Origin of the sequence: Bacillus sp. FSL R5-0712 (assembly GCF_038593285.1) — a bacterium.
Taxonomy (GTDB): Bacteria; Bacillota; Bacilli; order Bacillales; family Bacillaceae; genus Bacillus; species Bacillus safensis.
Genome location: NZ_CP151981.1, coordinates 3,687,475 through 3,708,299, shown reverse-complemented (window position 1 = coordinate 3,708,299; position 20,825 = coordinate 3,687,475). Strand labels below are relative to the sequence as shown.

Sequence of the window (20,825 nt, the reverse complement as noted above, 5' to 3'; positions counted from 1 at the left end):
AATTTTTTAGGAGGTTTACACATGATTAAACGTAAAGGTGAAAAAATTATGGGGATTATTAGTATTGTCCTCAATGCCATTGGTGTCGGGTTTGGGGCATTAATCCTTTCTGTGGGTCCATCATTTTATGATGAAATCAATGAAGTGTTAAAAGAGGAAGGGGAAACATTGCCGATTGAAACGCTTCAGGCTTCGGTTCATGCGTTTGGTACTCAGTTCATGGTCGTTTCCGCCATTGCGGCTGTGCTGTCGATTGTAGGTGTGATTTTCTTGAAAACCGACCGTCGTGCCGTGCTTTCAGGTATTCTTTTCTTGGTTTCTGCTGTGACTCTTTTAATTGGAACAGTTGGCCTTGCATTCGCTCCAATGGTTCTATTGTTTATCATTGGATTAATGTCTCTTATTAGAAAGCCGAATTCAGACATTCACACAAGTGAATATCCTTCATAATGAAAGAAAAGACATGCGCATATCCGCGCATGTCTTTCTTTTTAAATGATGCCAATCAGCATCGCCACGAACAGAAGGATAATACTGAATCCCCACATCCAAAAGAAGGAGTAGCGGATGTGTTTCCCCATATCAACCCCTGCAAGACCTACAGCGAGCCAAACAGCGGGAGCAAGCGGGCTGACAAAGGTTCCGATGATGTTCCCAATCATCATCGCATATGCCGCAGAAGTGCCTGGTACGCCAACTTCAGATGTAATGGATTCAACAATTGGCAGAAGAGCGTAATAATAGGCGTCTGTACTTGTCAGCATATCAAGCGGCACTCCAAGCATCCCAACAATGATATGTAAAAATGGCAGCAAGAAGGCTGGTAAAATGTGAATACTGTCAACAGCAATGGCTTTCAGCATCCCTGTGCCTTCAAGAATTCCTAAAAATGACCCTGCGGAAAAAATCACAGCTGCCATCATCAGCGCACTAGGTGCGTGTGCCTTGATCCTTTCCATTTGCAGATTCACATTCGGGAAGTTAATTAATAGTGCGAGAGACAGGCCAATCATAAACATAAAACTAGCAGGCATCACGTTCAACACGAGAAGCACCACAACACACAAAAACAGAACAAGGTTCACCCAAATGAGATGGTAACGCTTTAAAGAGGCGTCTCCCGTTTCACTAATAGACTGAATGGCACGATCCCAATCTGCACCTTCTAGTTGAACCGCGGCTATTTCATTTGCAGCAATTTTCACCCGAATTCGCTTTTCTTCCCTCTTTCCTAAAATGAATGCCATTCCTAACACGAGTACAACGCCAATGAGCTGAATTGGAATGAGCGGCACCCAGAGTTCAGAGGGGTCCATATTCAGTACACTTGCTGCCCGTCCAGTCGGTCCAGCCCATGGAATCATATTGGTTAATCCAGCACTCGTCCCGATTAATAACAGCAGTAAATAAGGACTCATATGTAATTTTTTATAAAGCGGAAGCAGTGCAGGTACAGTTAATAAAAAGGTCGTAGCCCCTGCTCCGTCTAAGTGTGCGATAACCCCAATCAAAGCAGTTCCCATTGCAACTGTGACAACATTTCCTTTTGTCAGCTTGATCAAAGTCTTAATTACAGGTTCAAAGAACCCTGTATCTTGCAAAATACCAAAAAATAAAATGGCGAAGATAAACATGGTCGCCACCGGCAATACTTTGATAATCCCTTCCTCAAAGAAGGTTTGAATGTCATTGATCCCAAATCCCGCAATGAGCGCCCCTATTAAAGGCACCATGACCATGGCGACAATTGGACTTGCTTTCCCCCAAATCAGCAGCACAACAATCGTTAAAATAATCATCAATCCAACAAACGTTAACATAAGCCCCTCCCCCTACAAATAAAACGTTTACATTTGTCTATACTTTTCATCCAATGCATTCCCACAGGTGCATTGAAAAAAAAGGGTATCAAATTTATGAGTATTAAGCAACCGCTTTCATACCTATACAATGGTAAAAAAGGATGGAGGGACCAGTAGTGGCGCGGCATCAAATATTGTAAAAAAATTTAGATAAAAATAACGATTAAAGTTCACAGTAATTAATATGGGTATTTAGACTTATTAAATTAAAAAGCGCCCATTAAATGGACGCTTCTTTCAACGATTTTTCAAGATGAAATACTCGTAAGGATTAAGTTGAAGCTGCTCAGGCACTTGCTGTCCAGTCAGCATATTCTCATAGTTTGCCTCTGAATCTAGTGACATGTTCTGCTGCTCTTCTGTAAAATTCATCAAAAACACATAGTCCTGCGACCCGTCTGTTCGTTTTTGTACACTGACTCCTTCTGGAATTGCAGTGGATAGGACGGGCTGTATGCCAATACCTGCGATAAGGTCTTCGTAAAACTCATCATAAAAAGACTGCTCATTTTCTGAGGCCATATAGTATGCTTTCCCTTTTTCTAATGAACGGACAGTCAGGGCTGGCTGTCCTTCGTAGCAGCCATTTTCAAAATGCCCTAACACAGAGGCCGTTTCAGGATGTATAGATTCGCAATATTGTCCGACATGATAGGTGCGTCCATTCCCTGTGGTCATTAACACATGTTCATCAGGCATCAATGTGTTGATTTCCTCTGCCCAAATGCCAAGTACATGGCGGAGAGGGCCAGGAAAACCGCCGAGGAAACAGAGATCATTTTCGTCGACTATGCCGCTCCAGTAAGTCGCGATAAAAATGCCGCCCGCTTTGACAAAGGCTTCAATTTTTTCTGCAACGCCTGGTTTGATCATGTAGAGCATTGGCCCGATGAGCACACGATAGGATGAGAAATCCTTTTCCATCCCGACTATGTCAACAGAGATACCTTTTTTCCAAAAGCTTCGATAGTGAGTTTGACAAGCCTCTACATAGTGTTTGTTTGTATTATTTAAGCCTTGCGCATCATCAATGGCCCAGTGATTTTCCCAATCATAAATGATGGCGACCTCTGGCTGAACGGATGTGCCCGCAATTGGGTGCAGCTGCTCCAGTTGTTTCCCTAGATCAGCTACCTCTTGAAACACGCGCGTATGTTCATGACCAGAATGATCGACAACGGCACCGTGGAATTTCTCAGAGGCGCCTCGGCCTTGCCGCCACTGGAAATAAAGCACGGAGTCTGATCCGTGGGCAATTGCCTGCATGGCAGAAAGGTGTGCCATGCCTTTATGTTTGACCTTGTTCACTTCATGCCAGTTTACAAGGCTCGGCGTACTCTCCATGACGAGAAACGGCTGTCCGTCCTTTAAGGAACGATACAAATCATGTACAAAGGCAACGTTCGATGCTAATTCGGCCGTTGTTTCTCTGCCGCTGTGCCAAGCAGGATAGCTATCCCATGAGATCACATCGACCTCTTTTGCAAACTGATGATAATCCAGCCCAAGAAATGGACGCATATGCGGATAGTCGCCCATAAAGTTCGTGGTTACTGGGATATGAGGCGTCAATTCCCGCAGCGGCTTAATTTCATTTTGATAAAAATTGATCGTTTGTGCTGTGACAAAGCGCTTCCAATCCAGGTTCATGCCGTGAATCATGTGCTCCCCGTGTGGTGCGGGTGACTCGATTTGTGACCAATCACTATACGTGTGGCTCCAAAATCCCGTCCACCATGCTTGATTCAAAGCCTCAAGATCGTGGTTGTATTTGTCCTTCAAATAGTCTCGAAATGCTTCTTGGCACAGGTCGCAATGACACTCGCCGCCGTACTCATTCGAAATGTGCCACATGATCAGTGCTGGATGATCCTTGTAGCGTTCCGCAAGCAGCCGGTTGAGTGTATTCGTTTTTTCTCGATAAACCGGAGAGGTGAAGCAATGATTATGGCGCAGTCCATGTAAGTTACGCTGACGATTCGCTTCGACGCGCAATACTTCTGGATATGTTTGTGACAGCCAAGCAGGTCTTGCTCCGCTTGGCGTTGCGAGAATGGCGTGTGCCCCCTGTGCTGCCAAGCGGTCCATGATGTCATCCAGCCATGCAAAGTCATACTGACCCTCTGCTGGCTCTAGCTTACTCCATGCGAAAATGTTGATGGAGAATGTTTGACAGTGTGCAAGCTTCATTAATCGAAAATCTTCGTCTATGATCTCTGGCATATGGAGCCATTGATCTGGATTGTAATCGCCACCATGCAAAAAACCTTTCACATTTGGGTGAACGAGTGGGTAACGCTTTCCCATTTTGTCACGTCCTATCCTTTTAGTTACGGTGTCATTTGTTTAAATACATCAAGAGAAGGCAGTGCTTTTCCGTTGAAATCAAACATCGCTTGATTTTCCCACGCATTTCCGATAGTCCCGGTTGTTTGGATATAAGCGAGCCCGTATTGACTAGACCACGGAGCGCCTTTTGCTGGAATCCAAAGCGGCTCCCAATAAAAGAACCCCTTCCCGCGGTTGTTTTTTACTTGTGAAATTTTTTCGGATAGATCTCGTATAAAAGATGCCTGACCTTGAGGTGAGGCTGGATAGCCGGCAGTATTGACAGAGTCTTGGTTAAATGAGTTATCTAGGTTGTCACCGTTTGCTGTCGTAAAGCCGTAAGCAGTTTCTACCACGATGACATCTTTGTTATAGCGGGCACTAATATCATTCATATTGGACGTAAGACCGCTAAAGCCGCCGTCCCAATACGGGTAATAAGATAAACCGATCGTATCGAAGGAGACGCCTCGTTTTGTGATTTCATCAAACCACCAGCGGGATGCACCATTGTCTCCGCCATGTGCAAGATGAAGCATGATTTTGATGTTTGAATCGACAGAGCGGACGGCATTTGTACCAGCTTTTAGCAGAGCAGCGAGCCGGTCAAATTCACCACCGCCTTCACCCCAGCTTTTTCCGTTTGGCCACAGCATACCTGAGTTCAACTCATTCCCGACCTGAACCATATTCGGCAAGGCATTTTGCGCTTTCATCGCTTTGAGCACATCACCTGTGTAAGTGCCGACCGCTTTTTCTAAATCGCTTTGTGAGAGGGATGCCCACGCTTTCGGTTTGAATTGTTTACCGGGGTCAGTCCAGAAATCACTGTAGTGAAAATCAAGCAGCACTTTCATGTTTTGTGCTTTTGCACGTTTCGATAAAGCGATGGCTGTATTGAGATCATTTGTGCCGCCGTTATAGGCACGGCCTTGATTGTCATATGGATGGTTCCACAGTCTGATACGCACATAGTTGACACCTTTATCCTTTAATAGCTTGAGCGGATCAACCTGCTGTCCGTTCTGGTTGTAGTATTTGCCGCCGCTTTTCTCCACTTCTGCAAGCATCGAGATATCGGCTCCCTTGATGAAATCACCTTGCAGTCCATTGATCGGTTTCACAGAAATCGTATCGGCCCTTGCTTCAGGCAGAATACCTAATCCCATCAGAAAGAAAACGACAACAGTGACAAGCAACCATTTCTTCATCAAATCTCCCCTTATCCTTTTGTCCCGCCTTGTGTGAGACCGGACACAAATTGTTTTTGTAAAACAAGGAACAATAAAGCGACTGGAATCGCAATGAGTAAAGCCCCGGCTGCAAAGGTCGTGTAGCTTGCACCCATTTTGTCTGACACAAGATTGTACAGACCGATTGGGAGCGTATACATTTCGGGTGAGCGGACAATGACACTGGAAATGATGAAATCACCCAGCGGACCTGTAAATGAGTTGATTGCGACAACAGCTAAGATGGGCTTAGCGAGCGGCATAATAATTTGGATGAAAATCCGGAAATGCCCTGCGCCGTCCATTCTGGCTGATTCATCGAGATCCTTTGGAATCGCATCAAGATAGCCTTTCATTAAATACGTATTCATCGGAATTTGTCCACCTGCATAAATCAAAATCAGGGCAAGGTGGCTGTTAATGAGTCCAAGCATTTGAGCAAGAACAAAAATCGCTATCAGCGCTGAAAATTGAGGGATCATTTGCAGCAGCAAAAAGAGCATCAGCCCATTTTTCCGTCCTTTGAAGCGGAATCTGGAAAAGGCATAGCCTGTAAAACTGACAAGAACGAGCGTTAAAACCATTGTGGCAATACTGATCTTCATTGAGTTCCAATACCATTTTGCATAAAGTGCCCCCTGACCGAAGAACAGCTCGGTGAAGTGGCTGAACGTTGGATTCTTCGGAAACATGCTTGTACTCATGAGGCTGTTCCCAGGGTTAAAGGAAGCACCGATCGTCCAAAGCAGTGGATATAGAATACAAATGGAGGCAATGAAAAGGATAAAATAAGTGATGCTCAGGCGAATGAGCTTGTTTTGTTTTGATCCCATATCACATCATGTCCTCCTCTTTGAATGAATTCGTTCTCTTAAACTGCCAGAGTGCAATGGCGATGACAAAGATTGAAAGTAAGATCGTGACAGCTGCAGCGAGTGCATATTGAGAAGACTGCATCGTGAGTTTGTAAATCCAAGAAACCAAGATGTCCGTTCCCCCAGCAGTTGAGCCAGCGACAGGCGGTCCTCCGCCATTAAATAAGTAGATGATATTAAAGTTGTTAAAGTTAAACGTATATTGCGTGATTAATATAGGCGCAATGGAATAAAGGACAAGCGGTAGCGTGATGGACCGGAATTTCTGAAAGAAGTTTGCCCCATCAATGGTCGCAGCTTCGTATAGATCCTCTGGAATTGCTTGCAAAACACCGGTTGTCATAATGAAAACAAAAGGAAATCCAAGCCAAGTCTGCATCGCAATGAGGGCAATTTTGCTCCAAAATGGATCTGTCAGCCATGGTTTTGGATCAATTCCAATCGATGCAAAAAGTGTGTTGTTAATGGCTCCAAATGTATCGTTGAACAGTCCGGCAAACACCAAAATGGTCACAAAACCCGGAACAGCCCAAGGGAGAATCAAAATGGTTCTAAAAAAACGTTTTCCTTTTAAATCCTTCTGATTGAGCAGAACCGCTAGAAAGATGCCGACAGCACATTGAAGGGTCGAAGCAGCCAGCGTCCATACGACGGTCCAGCCAAGTACATCAATGAAAGTGTCTCTCCAAATATCAATTGAAAAGATATTTTGAAAGTTCTTGATCCCTACCCAATCGATCAGATTGGCAGGAGGCGAGTGGTATAAATCGTAGTTCGTAAAGGCAAGCGCAAAGCTGAACATAATAGGAAAGACAACAGAGAATAGAAGTAAAAAGAAAGCAGGAGTGCTCATTAAGTAAGGAAAGCCTTGGTCGATCAGCTGATGATATTGAGATCGGATAGAATGAAGCGGAATCCCTTGATCACGTTTCTTTCCGTTCATAAAAGCATCACGCATCATGAGTACGTAAAAGCCGATACCAAAACAAGCTGTTAACAGCGCAATAATCCCTTTTGCTAAAAGAAAAACAGAGTTGTCACGAGGCAGCATCGTACCAAGTGTGAACAGCCCCCAAAAGCCAATATTGAATAAATCATAAAATACGATGAAAAAAGAGACGCCGAACAGGAAAAAAAGTGCCCCTTTGCCGTACTGTTTGTTGTACATCTGCCCCATCCCGGGTATTAAGGAGAACATTAGCGCCCGTCTCCGGTGTGTCTTTGATTCCACTATGTGTGTGCGGTCTAGTTCAAGGTTACCCGTCACGTCTAACACCTACTTCATATGAAATTAGATCAAATACGGGCAGCTTGATAGACTTAAAGGCTACCCGTGTTTGATGATTATTTAGAGTGATTTGCTTTAATTTGAGAGTCGATTTGATTGACCGCATCATCAAATGCCTTTTTCACATCTGTCCGGCCTGTTGCAATGAGACCTAACGCGCTGTCAATCGGCTTCCACACCTCTGCCATTTCAGGGGTATTTGGTGTCAGTGTGGCATATTTCGTTTGTTTTGAAACAGCATCTGCATTGGCGTTTCCTGTGATGATTGGATCCTTCATCAGCTTTTTCACTGGTGGAATTTCCTCTGTTACTTCGAATCGCTTCTTCGAATTTTTTTCATTCGTGATAAATTCAACAAATTTCTCAGCAAGGTCTTTATTTTTAGAATAAGAGGAGACGTTGTAGCTCTTTACACCTAAGAATGAGCTCATATGCTTTCCATTAGGGAGTGTTGGCAGCTCTGTTACGCCATAGTCAATACCAGCTTCTTTATATGGACCAAATGACCATGGACCAGAAATGACAGCTGCGGCCTTTTTCTCTGTGAATAAGGAGTTGAGGACATTGATTCCTTGTTCACCAATGATGCCTTTCGGGAAAAGTCCTTCGCTAAAGAATGTTTGAATGTATTTTCCGCCTTCAACCGCGCCATCGTTGTTCAGGCCAATATCATTCACATCATAAGAGCCATCGCTTTTCTGTTTGAAAATATAGCCCCCTGATCCGCCTAACACACTTTGGGCATAGTAAATTTCATCCCATTTCGCAACAAAACCGTATTTTCCGTCTTTTGTCAGCTTTTTCGAAAGGTCATACCAGCCATCAAGTGTAGTTGGTGCCTTTTTGACAAGGTCTTTGTTATAGAAAAGCACTGTCGTTTCAACGGATTTAGGAAGGCCATACAGCTTGCCGTCTATCGTTTGTGATTGAATGGATTCGTCTGTAAAGGAATCGATCACTTTTTGATCAGGCTTGATTTCCTGTAACAGCCCCTCAGTGACGGCTGATCCAATTTGATCGTGAGGCATCGTGATGACGTCTGGGCCTGTCCCGGCTGCTCCATCAAGGCGGAGAGCTTCGATTTGGTCGGCATACGCTTTTTCGACCACTTTGATTTTCACATCGTTTTGTTTTTCAAATTCTTTTACAGCGTCTTGAATCCCATCAGACTTTTTGACATCCTCCCATACTAGCAAGGTCTTTGTACCTGTAGATGCTGGCTGTGTCCCGCTTGAATTGTCATCTCCTGGCCCGCATGCTGAAAGCAGAAGCACAGCAGTACCAACGACTGCTGATAATGTCGCCCATTTTCCCTTTTTCATTGGTAATCCCCTCTCGTTCTTTTTTCACAGATGATAAGAAAACGCTTTCTTAATGTGAGAATATCAACTTAAGTAAAAAAAGTAAACATATTTTATTAAATTTATTAAGTAAAATTTTTTACTCATGTAGAGAGAAAAGAAGCCCTCCACATTAGGAGGGACTTCCAGTTGATTATATGGTACTTTTCCGAAAAACAGGTTCTGAGGCAATCAGAACAGTCTTAGGCAATGTTCTGCCGTCCACAAGTCTTTCTAAAAGTAAATCGATCGCTGTCTCACAAAGTAATGACGTATGGATGTGATACGTGGTGAGCGGCGGCGATACATATTGAGACACATGAATATCGTTGATACTAAAGACGCTGACGCGGTTCGGCAGAGAAAATCCTCGCTCATTTAATGCTTGTAAGCAGCCGATGGCAAGAGGGTCACTAGCGACACAAAAAGCGGTGGGCAGATCATCACCAAGCTCGTCGATCGCCTTCATCATCAGCGAATATCCTTCATCTACTGAGAAATGGTGGCCGATATAGACCAATCGCTCATCAAGCATATGGCGGGCCAGCATGTATTCACGGAAAGTCGTTTCACGAATATCTGGAATGTGCACATTCGTATTCAGATCAAGGTCTGTGCCGCCAATGAATCCAATAGATGTGTGCTCTTTTTCGATAAAAGAATCGATGATCTTTTCAACAATTCGTTTCAGGTTCGGCTTTACAGAATCAAAACGGTCTTCATCTGGCGTCGTATCAATAAAGACAATATGCGGAGTGATCGCATATAATTGGTCAAGCTCTGACGTTTTAAAGCGGCCGATGGCAATGATTCCTTCTGTAGCAGAATCAATGGAATGTAGCCCATCAGACGGATTGTAAGCGGTGACATTTAAGCTCCGAGTATTGGTGAGTTCCTCAATGCCGAGTCGAATGGATTTAAAATAAATATCTTCAAGCTCTTCCTTTTCGGTCATCCAATAGAGAAAGGCGATTTTTTTTAATGAATGTTTGAATGTCTTCTTTTGGTAGGACAAAGCTTCTGCGGCGGCATATACTTTTTCGCGTGTTTGATCGGTGACAGATAGGTTGGGATCTTGGTTCAGTACGCGAGATACCGTTGCAATGGATAAGCCTGCTTTTTCTGCAATGTCCTTTATTTTAGCTGCCAAATCAGCACCTCCTATAGAAAATATCTCCTCTTAGTATAGAGTCTTTAAAAAAATTAGTAAATATTTTTATTAAATTGTTTTCGTTTAGGCGGTTCTTTACGTGCTGGAAAGGAATTAGTAAGATATATATAGGTAAGGTGTTGGATTAAGATTTCTGATAGGAGAGGGACCGATGTATTACGATGCACTGAAGACATTTGTGACAGTGGTGGAGGAGAAGAATTTTACAAAAGCAGCCCAAAAGCTGCGGATTTCTCAGCCAAGTGTCAGTCTTCATATTAAGAACTTGGAGCAGGAATTCCAGACCGTTCTGCTGAATCGTTCGCCAAAGCAATTAACCGTTACACCAACAGGAGATATGCTGTACCATCGATCAAAACAAATCATTCGTCTCTATGAACAGGCGAAGCAGGACATTTATGAGCATCACCACCTGGCAAGAGGAAAGCTGACCATCGGAGCGAGCTTCACAATTGGTGAGTATGTGCTGCCGCAAATATTGGCGGAGTTTCATCAGCTCTATCCGCATGTTGATATTGAGGTGGTCATTGATAATACAGAGGCGATCGCCAGACATGTCCGTTTATTCCATGTCGACATCGGTTTGATCGAGGGACAGACCAATGACAAAGAGCTTTCTGTAGAAACTTTTCTAGAGGACGAGCTTTATATTGTGGCGCCATTAGATCATCCTTTTGCCAAGAGAAAAGATGTCACTATTGATCAATTACAAAACGAAACATGGGTCACGAGAGAAGAGGGATCAGGGACAGGAGAATATTTACAGCATGTCCTGAAATCAAATGGACTGAAAGCGCGAACCTTTGTGACCTTTAGCAGCAATCAAGCGATTAAAGAAGCTGTGATCCATGGAATGGGTCTTTCTGTTTTATCTAAATATGTCCTCCAGCGAGGCAGCATTGGCGGTGAATTGGCTGTTATTTCTGTGAGAGGCATGGATTTCAAACGAAAGTTCTCCTATGTCGAGTCACCGATGACCGGGGGAAATAAAAATAAGGAATTGCTCGTTGAATTGTTAAGGAAAGAGAAAAAGGACGCTTCTCCTCAGTAGGAGAAACGTCTTTTTTTATAACCCTTTAATTTTGATTTCATCGACTGGAAGGAAAATCTCACCTGTATCTGTATATTTCATCGTGACCTGATCGCCTTCTTTTAAATAAATGACGAGAGGTTCTTTTTCAGATGACATAGTGTAGCTTTTTCCATCGTCTAGCAGGAAGGTGACGGTTGTATAATCACCGGTCTTTTCTTTGTAGACACGTTTGACCTTCCCTGCTGCTTCTTTCTTTTCCTGCTTAGAGGAACTGTTAACGGTACCGCCGCCTTTTTGAAGAGCTGTCTTATAGGCTCTCAGTGCTTCGTTTGGTGTAGAAGCGTACGCGGCGATTTCTGGATTGGCTGCAGAAACGATAAAGTAGTTTTGCAGGAATCCATTTGAATCGAGAACCGGTGTGAGCCAGCTGGCTTCCCCATAGAAATTATAGAGAATTGGCATGCGGCCTTTCCATTTCTTCTCGATGAATCGTTTCTCAATAATTTGCAGAGCGCCCTGAGAATCCATGTAGGATTCTTCAAGATTTCCAGTATAATAAGTCGCTTTTCCTGTCCGGGCATTGGTCAGGGCATATCCTAGCATGGAATCAACGCCCTCTTTCGGACTTGTGAAATCTGTGAAGTAATACATATCTCCTTTTGAATCAAATACAGGGCTCACATTGGCTTCCGTTCCTTCATCGGAAGGCAGCTTGACATCTGACTTTCCAAACATACTGTTCCAGAACCCGTGAATATAGTTTCCGAAATAGCTGTTTTGCAGACTGACCGCCTCTGGTGAAACAGCACCGTCGATAAAGGCAGGTACTTGATCTAGAGCATATTTCTTCGTCGCACCTGTTTTGGCATCAACAACGACCACACCGGAAGCTTTAAAGCCGTTTCGGGCAGAGATGAAATCGCCATACGTTTGAATGTAATAAGGCTTGCCGTCATCATTGATTTCCAGCTGTGTACCGCCGTAGAAAATTAAATCTGGGTACTGGAGACGGATATGCCGCTCAATTTCTTTGTTGAAATAGGAAGAAGGCGTATAGACCATCTCTGTTTTCACGAACTTTGGATTAGCAGAGGAGTCGGTCGCACTTAATGTAAAATAACCCGGCGTGCTGCCTGCACGAATCCATTTAAAGAAGTCCGAGAACTCCACTGGAGCGATGTATACATACTCACCGTTGACCTTCTGAATTTGCAAGCTGCCAAGCTCATAGTAGCTTGTGTTTGGCACCTGTCCGAACGATTTCTTCATTTTGTTCCGAGCAAATTGAGGCGGCACACTCGCAGGTGTTTCTTTTTCATCAAATGCTTTGATTTCTACTTTTTGCTCCATTTTGGAGACATCGAATTTCTCATTCGCATTGAATAGAAAAGCTGTCGCCATGTAAACACCGAGCAGCAATAGAATAAGAAACAGCACGCCTTTGATTTTACGCTCCAATCCCACTGACAAAAAGGCGCCTGCTGCTGTCACAACAAGTCCAATCAGCCATAGAGATGAAGGGTTACGGTCTAAATTGGTAATGTAATAGAAAACAAAAATACCGATCATGAACAGCAAAGCAAGGCCTGCAATCCACATGAGGGGCACCTGCTGTTCTGTTCCTTTCTTTCTAACGATCAACCTGAGCGGTGTGAGCAAAAGGGTCAAGACAAGACCGATCACAACCGAAAATAACAAAATATATCCCACAAACAGATCTCCTTTCAAATCAATCACTCTTTTAGTATATACGAGTGAGGCGGGGAAAAGATTCAGAAGAATCATACCAATTCAATTTTAAGAAAAAATGAGTTGAAAAGGGTCTTTTAATATTTCGGTAGGTTAAATGATATTGTCCTTGCGCTAGATGATTAGATTTTAGTGAATATTTTGTGGACGTTCCGAGGGGTATATTCTTTTTTATTCATTACTTTATGAATTTATATTGTAATAAATAAGATGTTAAAAGACAGAGATATCTTTTAAACAGTATAAAGATTCGTTTTAATTTTCTACAGAATGAAATAGTTATAATATTCCTAGTATGTTATATTGTGTTTTATATAGTTAATATCAGGAGGTAATTTAAATTGAAAAGACGTATCCCTTTTCTCATTATTTTTACTTTAATTGTATCGTTATTTTCACCGTCTGTAACATTCAATATTAATCGAGAGGCTTCTTCAAGAGACAAAAGAGTCCAAATTGGTTATAAAGAAGCCGATGCTGTATGGGGTCTTGTCATTCGGACTATTTTTGTAAACGGGGTTAAAGCAAGTAAACATTTGTATAAATCAATAAAATATGCCCCTAAATATCCTGCTGGTTTTAAAGCTGTTCAAAATGGGACTAAAAAAGTTACAGTAAATAATAAGAAGTTGTTATCTGAGTTAAAACAGATTGAAGGAGGGACTTGGAAAAAAGTATATAAAGATGGCTATAAAGACGGAAAAAAGGTTTCTGTACATTATTTTCAAAGTAAATCTGGTTTGGTGTATGATGTGAAAGTTAAAAAAGGTTGGAGTGTGAAATGATTTATGAATAAAATAGAACTAAGATATTCTTCACATGAAGATTTAGATAGGATTATTGTTATAAATATCATTGGTATAATCATATCGTTAAAAGAAGGTTTAATTACTATAGAAGAAGCGGAAAAGCTCATGTTCAGTCCTCGAACAATCGATGTTTTAAAGAAGAAAGGGATAAATGAAGAGCTGATAAATATACTTCATTTGGGAACAGAACTTGAAGATGTAGAAAGTTTAATACCACATGAATTAAGTGATAGTTTAGAAGAAATAAGGGTAAAATGCTTAAGGTTTCTGGAAAAAAATACAGAAAATGAAGTTGAAAATAATGTGGTAGATTGTTGAGCTAAAAGTGTATATTATAAAATTTTGAGTAAATTTTTTCGATTTATTGATCAAAACGATGAATTCATAAAAAAGAAGTCTGTGCAAACAGGCTTCTTTTTTATAAGATGGGAACATGAGGAAATGTATGCGCTCACATGATTAAGGAAGGAGTGAAGTCAATTGGCTTCTGTCAGTTTAAGTAGTATTGAAAAAATACGCGCAGCAAGCAGAGGATTGCCGCCAAAGCTGAAAGGAATTGCAGAACATATTACGAGTGAACCTGGCGACATTATTCATTTATCAATTGTTGAGCTTGCCAAAAAAACAGCGAGTTCAGAGGCAACGATTTTTCGTCTTTGTAAAAGGCTTGGATTTGAGGGCTTTCAAGATTTGAAGATTGCAATTGCCCAGGAAATAGATCAAACAAAGCCTGATTATGTAGATGAAGAAATGAGTCTTGATGATGATACGGCCGTTTTTATGCAAAAGGTTTTTCAGGCAAATATAACCGCATTAAAGGATAGCTTTCAATTGTTGAATCCAGAGGATGTAGAAAAAGCCATACAAATCATTCATGAAGCAAAGCGCTTAGAGTTTTATGGGAGTGGCGGGTCCGGACTCATTGCAACAGACGCTTTTCATAAATTTATGAGGACAGGCATTAACTGTATTGTTCACACCGATTCTCATTTTCAAGCGATGTCTGCCGGTCTTCTCGACCAGCACAGTACAGTGATCGGTATATCTCATTCTGGCCGTAATAAAGATTTACTCGATGCGATGAAAACAGCAAAGGAAAAAGGAGCGAAAACCATCGGTATTACAAGCTATCAGCGCTCTCCATTGAGCCAGCTTGCCGATGTCACGTTGTATACTTCTACGCAAGAAACGGCTTTTCGAACAGAAGCGATGTCTGCAAGACTTGCTCAGCTCACTGTCATTGACGTACTATACTTTGCCCTTGCACACTTAAGGCAGCAGGAAACTTTAACAAATTTAAAACAAATGAGAGAAACCATTTCACAAAAAAGGGTGTAATGGTTTCAAAAATAAATTTTTCTATTAGTGAAAAATGCTGTTGTGTTAGCGATTGTGAGCTTTTAAGTGAAAATAATTTTCTTTTCAGTCGTTGAATGTCGAAAAAATTATTCCTATAATGGGATTTAACAGGTATATCAAAACAATAAATATGATTTCAAATCAATGATTGGGCGTGATACAGATGAAGGGAAACCAGGCGGTAATTGGTTTGGATATTGGAACAACAAGTACAAAGGCGGTTCTGTTTGGACCACAGGGGAAAGTGATAGCAAAACATTCGGTTCCTTATGATCTCATTCAGCCCCAGCCAGCATGGGTTGAACAAGACCCTGAACATATATTAGAAGCTGTCATTGCAAGTGTAAGAGGTGCGTTGACGAAAGCAGCATTTGATACAAAACATCTCATAGGCGTCGGGATTAGTACAGCGATGCATTCCTTGATTGTGATGGATAAGCATGGCAAGGCGTTAACGAACAGTATCATTTGGGCAGATAACAGAAGTGCAGAACAAGCGAAGCGAATCACTTCAGACATGGACGGCTTCCAAGTGTATAAAAGAACCGGTACACCGATCCATCCAATGTCACCGCTTTCAAAAATACGGTGGATCAAGGAAATGGCACCTGATGTCTTCAAGAAGGCAGCGAAATTCATTTCCATCAAAGAATATATTATTTATCATTTCTTCGGTCAGTATGTCGTCGATTATTCAATCGCTTCAGCAACGGGACTGTTCCGTTTGGAAACGCTTCAATGGGATGAGCAGGCGCTGCGTATTGCTGGAATTGAGGCTGATCAATTGTCTGAACTTGTTCCCACGACGTATCAGCTGAGAGGGCTTCAGCCAGAGATCGCCCTGCGAATGGGCATTGCGGAAGATACACCATTTGTTGTTGGTGCGAATGATGGGGTTCTAGCGAACTTAGGTGTGGGAGCGATTGGAAAAGGTGAGGTGGCTGTCACGATTGGGACAAGCGGTGCAGTCCGTACGGTTGTGGATAAACCAATAACAGATGAACAGTCAAGAACGTTCTGCTATGCGTTGACTGATAAGCATTGGGTGGTTGGAGGACCGACGAATAATGGCGGGATCATGCTGAGATGGCTGAAGGATGAATTTGGATCCTCGGAGGTAGAGGTAGCAAAGCGTCTTGGAGTGGACCCTTACAACCTGATGATTGATATTGCGAAAAAAGTTCCAGCCGGCTCAGAGGGACTGCTGTTTCTGCCATTTTTAACAGGTGAGCGTGCACCTTATTGGAATCCAAATGCGAGAGGCACTTTCTTTGGGATCGGTCTTCAGCATAAGCGGGAGCATTTTATAAGAGCTGTGTTAGAAGGCGTCATTATGAGTGTGTTCTCAATCGGTGTTGCCTTAAGGGATTTAACCGGTTCAGCAAAGGATGTCAGGGCGTCGGGCGGATTTGCGCGATCTCCGCTGTGGCGGCAAATTTTAGCGGATACGATGGGCAGGGAAGTACTTGTCCCAGAAAGCTACGAAGCATCAGCACTTGGGGCGGCTGTGCTCGCACTTCATAGTTTAGGTTATATGGAAGAGATAGAAGAGGTTCAAGATTGGATTCGAATCTCTGCTCGTCATGAACCAAATATGGAGAACAATGAAACATACATAGAACTGTTTTACTTATATGAGCGTCTCTATGACAAACTCAAGGATGAATTTGATGTCATTAGTGCGCTTCAATTAAAACAAAATCATTAAACATCAGGGAAAAGGTGGGAGAGCATGCTTTTATTCATCGTGATTGCCGCAATTGTCCTTTTACTCATCCTCATAACAGTTGCTAAGTTGAATCCGTTTGTGAGTTTAATTATTACCTCTATGTTAGTCGGCTTTGCCACAGGGATGGACCTGCAGGAAATCATTCAATCCATCAAAACGGGTTTAGGAAATACGTTATCATTGCTGGCCATAGTTCTAGCGCTTGGAACCATGCTTGGGAAAATGATGGCTGAATCAGGTGGAGCTGAGCGGATCGCTCACACATTAATCGGCCGGTTTGGGACAAAAAATGTGCATTGGGCGATGATGTTTGTTGCCTTTATTGTAGGAATACCTGTCTTTTTCCAGGTCGGATTCGTTCTTCTCATTCCTTTATTGTTTACGATTGCGATTGAAACGGGCATCTCGCTCGTGACAATTGGGATTTCGCTCATTGCTGGCTTGTCTGTCGTTCACGGTCTTGTGCCGCCTCATCCAGCTGCTATGGCAGCTGTCGGCATCTATCATGCCAACGTGGGGAAAACCATTTTCTTTTCCATTATTGTCGGTTTGCCGACAGCTATTATTGCTGGGCCGCTGTATGGAAAGTGGATTGGAAAGCGGATTCATAAACCAGTTCCAGAGCTGCTGAGAAAGCAATTTACTGAACGCAATGAAGATCGAAAACTTCCCGGCTTTGCAAATACGATGTTTACGATTTTGGTGCCAGTGATTCTAATGCTTCTTGCCACACTGGCGGATATTATTTTACCAGAGGACAATATTTGGTATCAGGTATTTAAGTACATTGGAGATCCAATTACAGCACTGCTGATTGCAACGGTGTATTCTTTCTTCAGTCTTGGCTTTGTGCAAGGGATGAGCCGTGACCGGGTGCTTTCCTTTAGTAATGAGTGCTTAGGACCGATTGCTTCTATTCTGCTTGTCATTGGAGCAGGCGGGGCTTTCAATAATGTGCTCATCGATTCGGGTGTTGGTGATTATATTGCAGATTTAGCAAAACACTCGCCGATCTCACCAATTCTGCTTAGCTGGCTGATTGCTGCGGTTATTCGTGTGGCAACAGGATCTGCTACGGTCTCCATGATGACCGCAGCTGGTATTGTCGCACCGATTGCTGCATCTATGCCGGATGTGAGCAGAGAGCTTCTAGTGTTAGCTACAGGGGCGGGTTCATTGATTTTGTCTCACGTCAATGACTCTGGTTTTTGGCTGATCAAAGAGTATTTTGGGATGACCATTAAAGAAACGTTTTTGACATGGACGGCTATGGAGACGATCATTTCCGTTAGTGCCATTGCATTTATTATGATCATTAATATGTTTATATAGTGAAACGCAACAGCCTGATTCTACGGAATTGGGCTGTTTTTGCTTTTGGCAATACCACCTCTTTCAGATTGGGGTAAAATAAAGATATTGAGAAGCGGGAGGCGGACACGATCGAACCATTAAAACATGTTTATCATGAATTATTTATTGAAGAATTAGCGGAGAAACTTGTACAAGCGTCGACTGGGTTTGATGCTGGAGAATTCCAGCGGCTTGTGTTTCAAAAGGATTGGCAGCAGCTTGAGTTAAAAGGCAGAATGAGAAGAGTCACTGAATCGATGCATGCCTGTCTGCCTAAGGATTATGAGCAGGCAATTGAAGTGCTGCGTCAGACAGCCCCGCATTTTTCAGGACTTAGTGCGCTTGTATTTCCAGACTACGTCGAAACGTACGGTCTAGCACATTGGGATATCTCAATCAAGGCGCTCGAATTCTTTACGCCTTTTTCGACTTCTGAATTTGCCGTTCGGCCTTTTCTGATTCAGGATCAAGACAAAATGCTGGCGCAAATGCTTGTATGGTCACAGAATCAAAATGAGCATATTCGGCGGCTGGCGAGTGAAGGTTGCAGACCACGTTTGCCATGGGGATTAACTGTTCCTGCGCTTAAAAAGGACCCTTCGGTTACGCTGCCTATTTTAGAAAACTTGAAGTCAGACCCAGCGCGCTATGTGCAAAAAAGTGTAGCAAACCACTTAAATGACATTTCAGCGATTCGGCCTGATCTGATGAAGAAGACGGCTAAAAGCTGGTATGAAACGAATGAACATACGAACTGGATCATCAAACATGCATCTCGTACCTTACTAAAAAAAGGCGATCCAGATATCATGGCTTTGTTTGGCTATGGGGATGATCCATCTGTTCAAGTAACAGATTTGAAGGTAGTGCAAGACCCTATTCGTATTGGAGAGAAAATGACCTTTCAATTTACACTTCAGGCTGCTAAGCCACTAAAGCTGCGTGTAGAGTATGCCATAGACTATGTCAAAGCTCGGGGTACCCGCAATCAAAAGGTATTTAAAATCACAGAGTTTGAAACAAGTTCAGCGTTACATAGAGAATTTATCAGGTCTCAGTCCTTTCAAAATATGACGACGAGAAAGCACTATGAGGGAACCCATACTTTAACGATTATCATCAACGGCATTCCAAAAGCGTCGATTGATTTTGAGGTAACAGAAGATAGCAGCTCATAAAAAAACCCGCCATTTCGGCGGGTTTTGGCGTTTAAGCCTTCTTTTTCATTAAGAATGAAGCGATGATGGCAGCGACTAAGAAGCCGATACTGATAATGGAGCTAGGCAGGTTTTCTTGTCTGAATAGGAACAAAACAAAGCTCAAACTGAGTACAAGACCTGCAAATAAAGTTAGATACGGAAACAGCCACACTTTGAAATACGGCTCCTGTGGATATTTTGGACGCAGCTTCAGATGTGCCATACAAATACTGATCCAAATGAGTGAAACAGCAAAACCAGGAATAGCCAGCATGTAGCTGAAAATTTGGTCTGGATATAAGTAAGCAAAAAATGTTCCGATGAGAAGAAATAGAACGGTAACCCATAAACTTAAAATGGGTACGCCTCTTTTGTTGACCCGTGCCAGTTTTTTCGGACCGCCGTCTGATTTAGAAAGAGAATGAATCATTCTCGTCGTTCCATAAATTCCGGAATTCGCGGCAGATAGAACGGCTGTAATTAAGACGAAATTAATGAAGTGAGAGGCACCTTGCATACCAGCAGCAGAAAAGACTTGGACAAAAGGACTGTTATTTGGGTCAATTTGATTCCAAGGAATAAGGCCGCAGATGATCAAAATCGGCAATGTGTAAAATAAGATAATCCGCCACATCATACTTTTGACTACTCCAGGCAGAACCTTCTCCGCATCCTTTGTTTCAGTAATGGTCAGCCCAATCAATTCAGAGCCTCCGTAAGAGAAAATAACCACTAAAAGTGATGCAAAGATCGCACCCCATCCATTCGGGACGAAGTTTTGATAGTTGGTAAGCGCTGGTGTGCTTTGTTCGTTTGGAATGATCCCAAATAATAATGCTGCACCGAGAATAATAAAGACAATAATAACGAAAATCTTCATTCCAGCGAACCAAAACTCAATTTCACCAAAGTATTTTACATTATTTAAGTTAATTCCGATGACTAAGAGTGAGCAAAGTAAACAGAGTGACCATAACGGCACGTTCGGCAGCCAGTATTGAAGCAGACTTCCAGCTGCAATAATCTCAATGACACATACAGTGAGCCACATAAAACAGTAAACCCACCCGACGACAAATGAAAAACGTTGACCAAGCGCAATTTGTATAAGGTCGCGAAGATTATTTCCCGGATACACAATGGCCATTTCGGCTAATGCTGCCATTACAATGAGGAGCAGCAATCCGGCAAATACATAGGAAAAAATGACCCCAGGGCCTGCTAAACCAATTGTATCGGCACTTCCTTTAAAGATTCCTGTACCAATGACCCCGCCCATCGCAATCATGCGAATGTGACGCGGTGATAAAAGCTTTTTTAATTCTTGTTGCTCCTGATTCGCGCTCATGACGTTCTCCTTTTTTAAAAAATGCTTATGTTCCATTTTCTTTTTTCAAGACGTCAGTGTCAATATAAAAAAAGAGATTTTTCAGACAAAAATAGAGGTTGATTCTATCAAAACATATATTTATATCCATAATTAACTTATTTTATCCAT

At 42.5% G+C, this 20,825-nt stretch carries 17 protein-coding genes; 8 read left to right on the top strand and 9 right to left on the bottom strand.

All coding sequences use genetic code 11. The annotated features are described in order from the left end of the window. The first annotated feature begins 21 nt into the window (after nt 1–21). Nucleotides 22–450: a DUF4064 domain-containing protein gene (locus NSU11_RS19120; RefSeq protein ID WP_024427571.1), complete on the top strand. Its 429-nt coding sequence runs from the start codon at nt 22–24 to the stop codon at nt 448–450. A gap of 41 nt (nt 451–491) precedes the next feature. Here the strand turns inward: NSU11_RS19120 and NSU11_RS19115 are convergent, their stop codons facing one another. From NSU11_RS19115 to NSU11_RS19085, 7 genes are all read right to left on the bottom strand, one after another. Beyond that, entirely contained in the window at nt 492–1,820 is a 1,329-nt protein-coding gene (locus NSU11_RS19115; protein ID WP_024427570.1) for a citrate:proton symporter, read from the bottom strand. Between the two features lie 279 nt (nt 1,821–2,099). Next, nucleotides 2,100–4,169 (bottom strand): beta-galactosidase, encoded by a 2,070-nt coding sequence (locus tag NSU11_RS19110; RefSeq protein ID WP_311164957.1) that lies wholly within the window; start codon nt 4,167–4,169, stop codon nt 2,100–2,102. 23 nt (nt 4,170–4,192) lie between these two features. Next, complete coding sequence (locus tag NSU11_RS19105; RefSeq protein WP_024423963.1) at nt 4,193–5,401, bottom strand: glycosyl hydrolase 53 family protein; 1,209 nt, start codon at nt 5,399–5,401, stop codon at nt 4,193–4,195. A gap of 11 nt (nt 5,402–5,412) precedes the next feature. Further along, nucleotides 5,413–6,255, bottom strand: a complete 843-nt coding sequence (locus NSU11_RS19100) for a sugar ABC transporter permease (protein WP_024423962.1) — start codon at nt 6,253–6,255, stop codon at nt 5,413–5,415. A 1-nt stretch (nt 6,256) separates the two neighbouring features. Continuing rightward, nucleotides 6,257–7,474 carry a sugar ABC transporter permease gene (locus NSU11_RS19095; RefSeq protein WP_303623496.1) on the bottom strand — a complete coding sequence of 406 codons (1,218 nt, stop codon included), beginning with the start codon at nt 7,472–7,474 and terminating at the stop codon, nt 6,257–6,259. Nucleotides 7,475–7,641: 167 nt separating this feature from the next. Continuing rightward, complete coding sequence (locus tag NSU11_RS19090) at nt 7,642–8,907, bottom strand: extracellular solute-binding protein (RefSeq protein ID WP_024423960.1); 1,266 nt, start codon at nt 8,905–8,907, stop codon at nt 7,642–7,644. Nucleotides 8,908–9,079: 172 nt separating this feature from the next. Beyond that, on the bottom strand, nt 9,080–10,075 hold the full coding sequence (locus NSU11_RS19085) for a LacI family DNA-binding transcriptional regulator (protein ID WP_024423959.1): 996 nt from the start codon (nt 10,073–10,075) through the stop codon (nt 9,080–9,082). 172 nt (nt 10,076–10,247) lie between these two features. Between NSU11_RS19085 and NSU11_RS19080 the strand changes: the two genes are divergently transcribed. Next, complete coding sequence (locus NSU11_RS19080) at nt 10,248–11,147, top strand: LysR family transcriptional regulator (RefSeq protein WP_122632005.1); 900 nt, start codon at nt 10,248–10,250, stop codon at nt 11,145–11,147. A 15-nt stretch (nt 11,148–11,162) separates the two neighbouring features. Here NSU11_RS19080 and NSU11_RS19075 read toward each other — a convergent pair whose 3' ends face one another. Further along, nucleotides 11,163–12,839, bottom strand: coding sequence for a hypothetical protein (locus NSU11_RS19075; RefSeq protein ID WP_024423958.1), 1,677 nt, complete (start codon nt 12,837–12,839; stop codon nt 11,163–11,165). A 380-nt stretch (nt 12,840–13,219) separates the two neighbouring features. Here NSU11_RS19075 and NSU11_RS19070 point away from each other — a divergent pair, with 380 nt between their 5' ends. The 6 genes from NSU11_RS19070 to NSU11_RS19045 all read left to right on the top strand — a co-directional run bounded on the left by NSU11_RS19070 (nt 13,220) and on the right by NSU11_RS19045 (nt 19,306). Next, a complete protein-coding gene (locus tag NSU11_RS19070) occupies nt 13,220–13,663 on the top strand; it encodes a hypothetical protein (RefSeq protein WP_024423957.1) in 444 nt (147 codons plus the stop codon). 3 nt (nt 13,664–13,666) lie between these two features. Then, nucleotides 13,667–14,005, top strand: a complete 339-nt coding sequence (locus tag NSU11_RS19065) for a DUF3969 family protein (RefSeq protein ID WP_024423956.1) — start codon at nt 13,667–13,669, stop codon at nt 14,003–14,005. A 162-nt stretch (nt 14,006–14,167) separates the two neighbouring features. Next, nucleotides 14,168–15,025, top strand: coding sequence for a MurR/RpiR family transcriptional regulator (locus NSU11_RS19060; protein ID WP_034624103.1), 858 nt, complete (start codon nt 14,168–14,170; stop codon nt 15,023–15,025). A 184-nt stretch (nt 15,026–15,209) separates the two neighbouring features. Continuing rightward, a complete protein-coding gene (gene gntK, locus NSU11_RS19055; protein WP_342493725.1) occupies nt 15,210–16,754 on the top strand; it encodes a gluconokinase in 1,545 nt (514 codons plus the stop codon). 24 nt (nt 16,755–16,778) lie between these two features. Beyond that, entirely contained in the window at nt 16,779–18,107 is a 1,329-nt protein-coding gene (locus tag NSU11_RS19050; RefSeq protein WP_024423953.1) for a GntP family permease, read from the top strand. Nucleotides 18,108–18,322: 215 nt separating this feature from the next. Beyond that, nucleotides 18,323–19,306 carry a DNA alkylation repair protein gene (locus tag NSU11_RS19045; protein ID WP_259279832.1) on the top strand — a complete coding sequence of 328 codons (984 nt, stop codon included), beginning with the start codon at nt 18,323–18,325 and terminating at the stop codon, nt 19,304–19,306. A 31-nt stretch (nt 19,307–19,337) separates the two neighbouring features. Here NSU11_RS19045 and NSU11_RS19040 read toward each other — a convergent pair whose 3' ends face one another. After that, nucleotides 19,338–20,675, bottom strand: a complete 1,338-nt coding sequence (locus tag NSU11_RS19040) for an amino acid permease (RefSeq protein WP_044334970.1) — start codon at nt 20,673–20,675, stop codon at nt 19,338–19,340. Between the last annotated feature and the right edge of the window lie 150 nt (nt 20,676–20,825).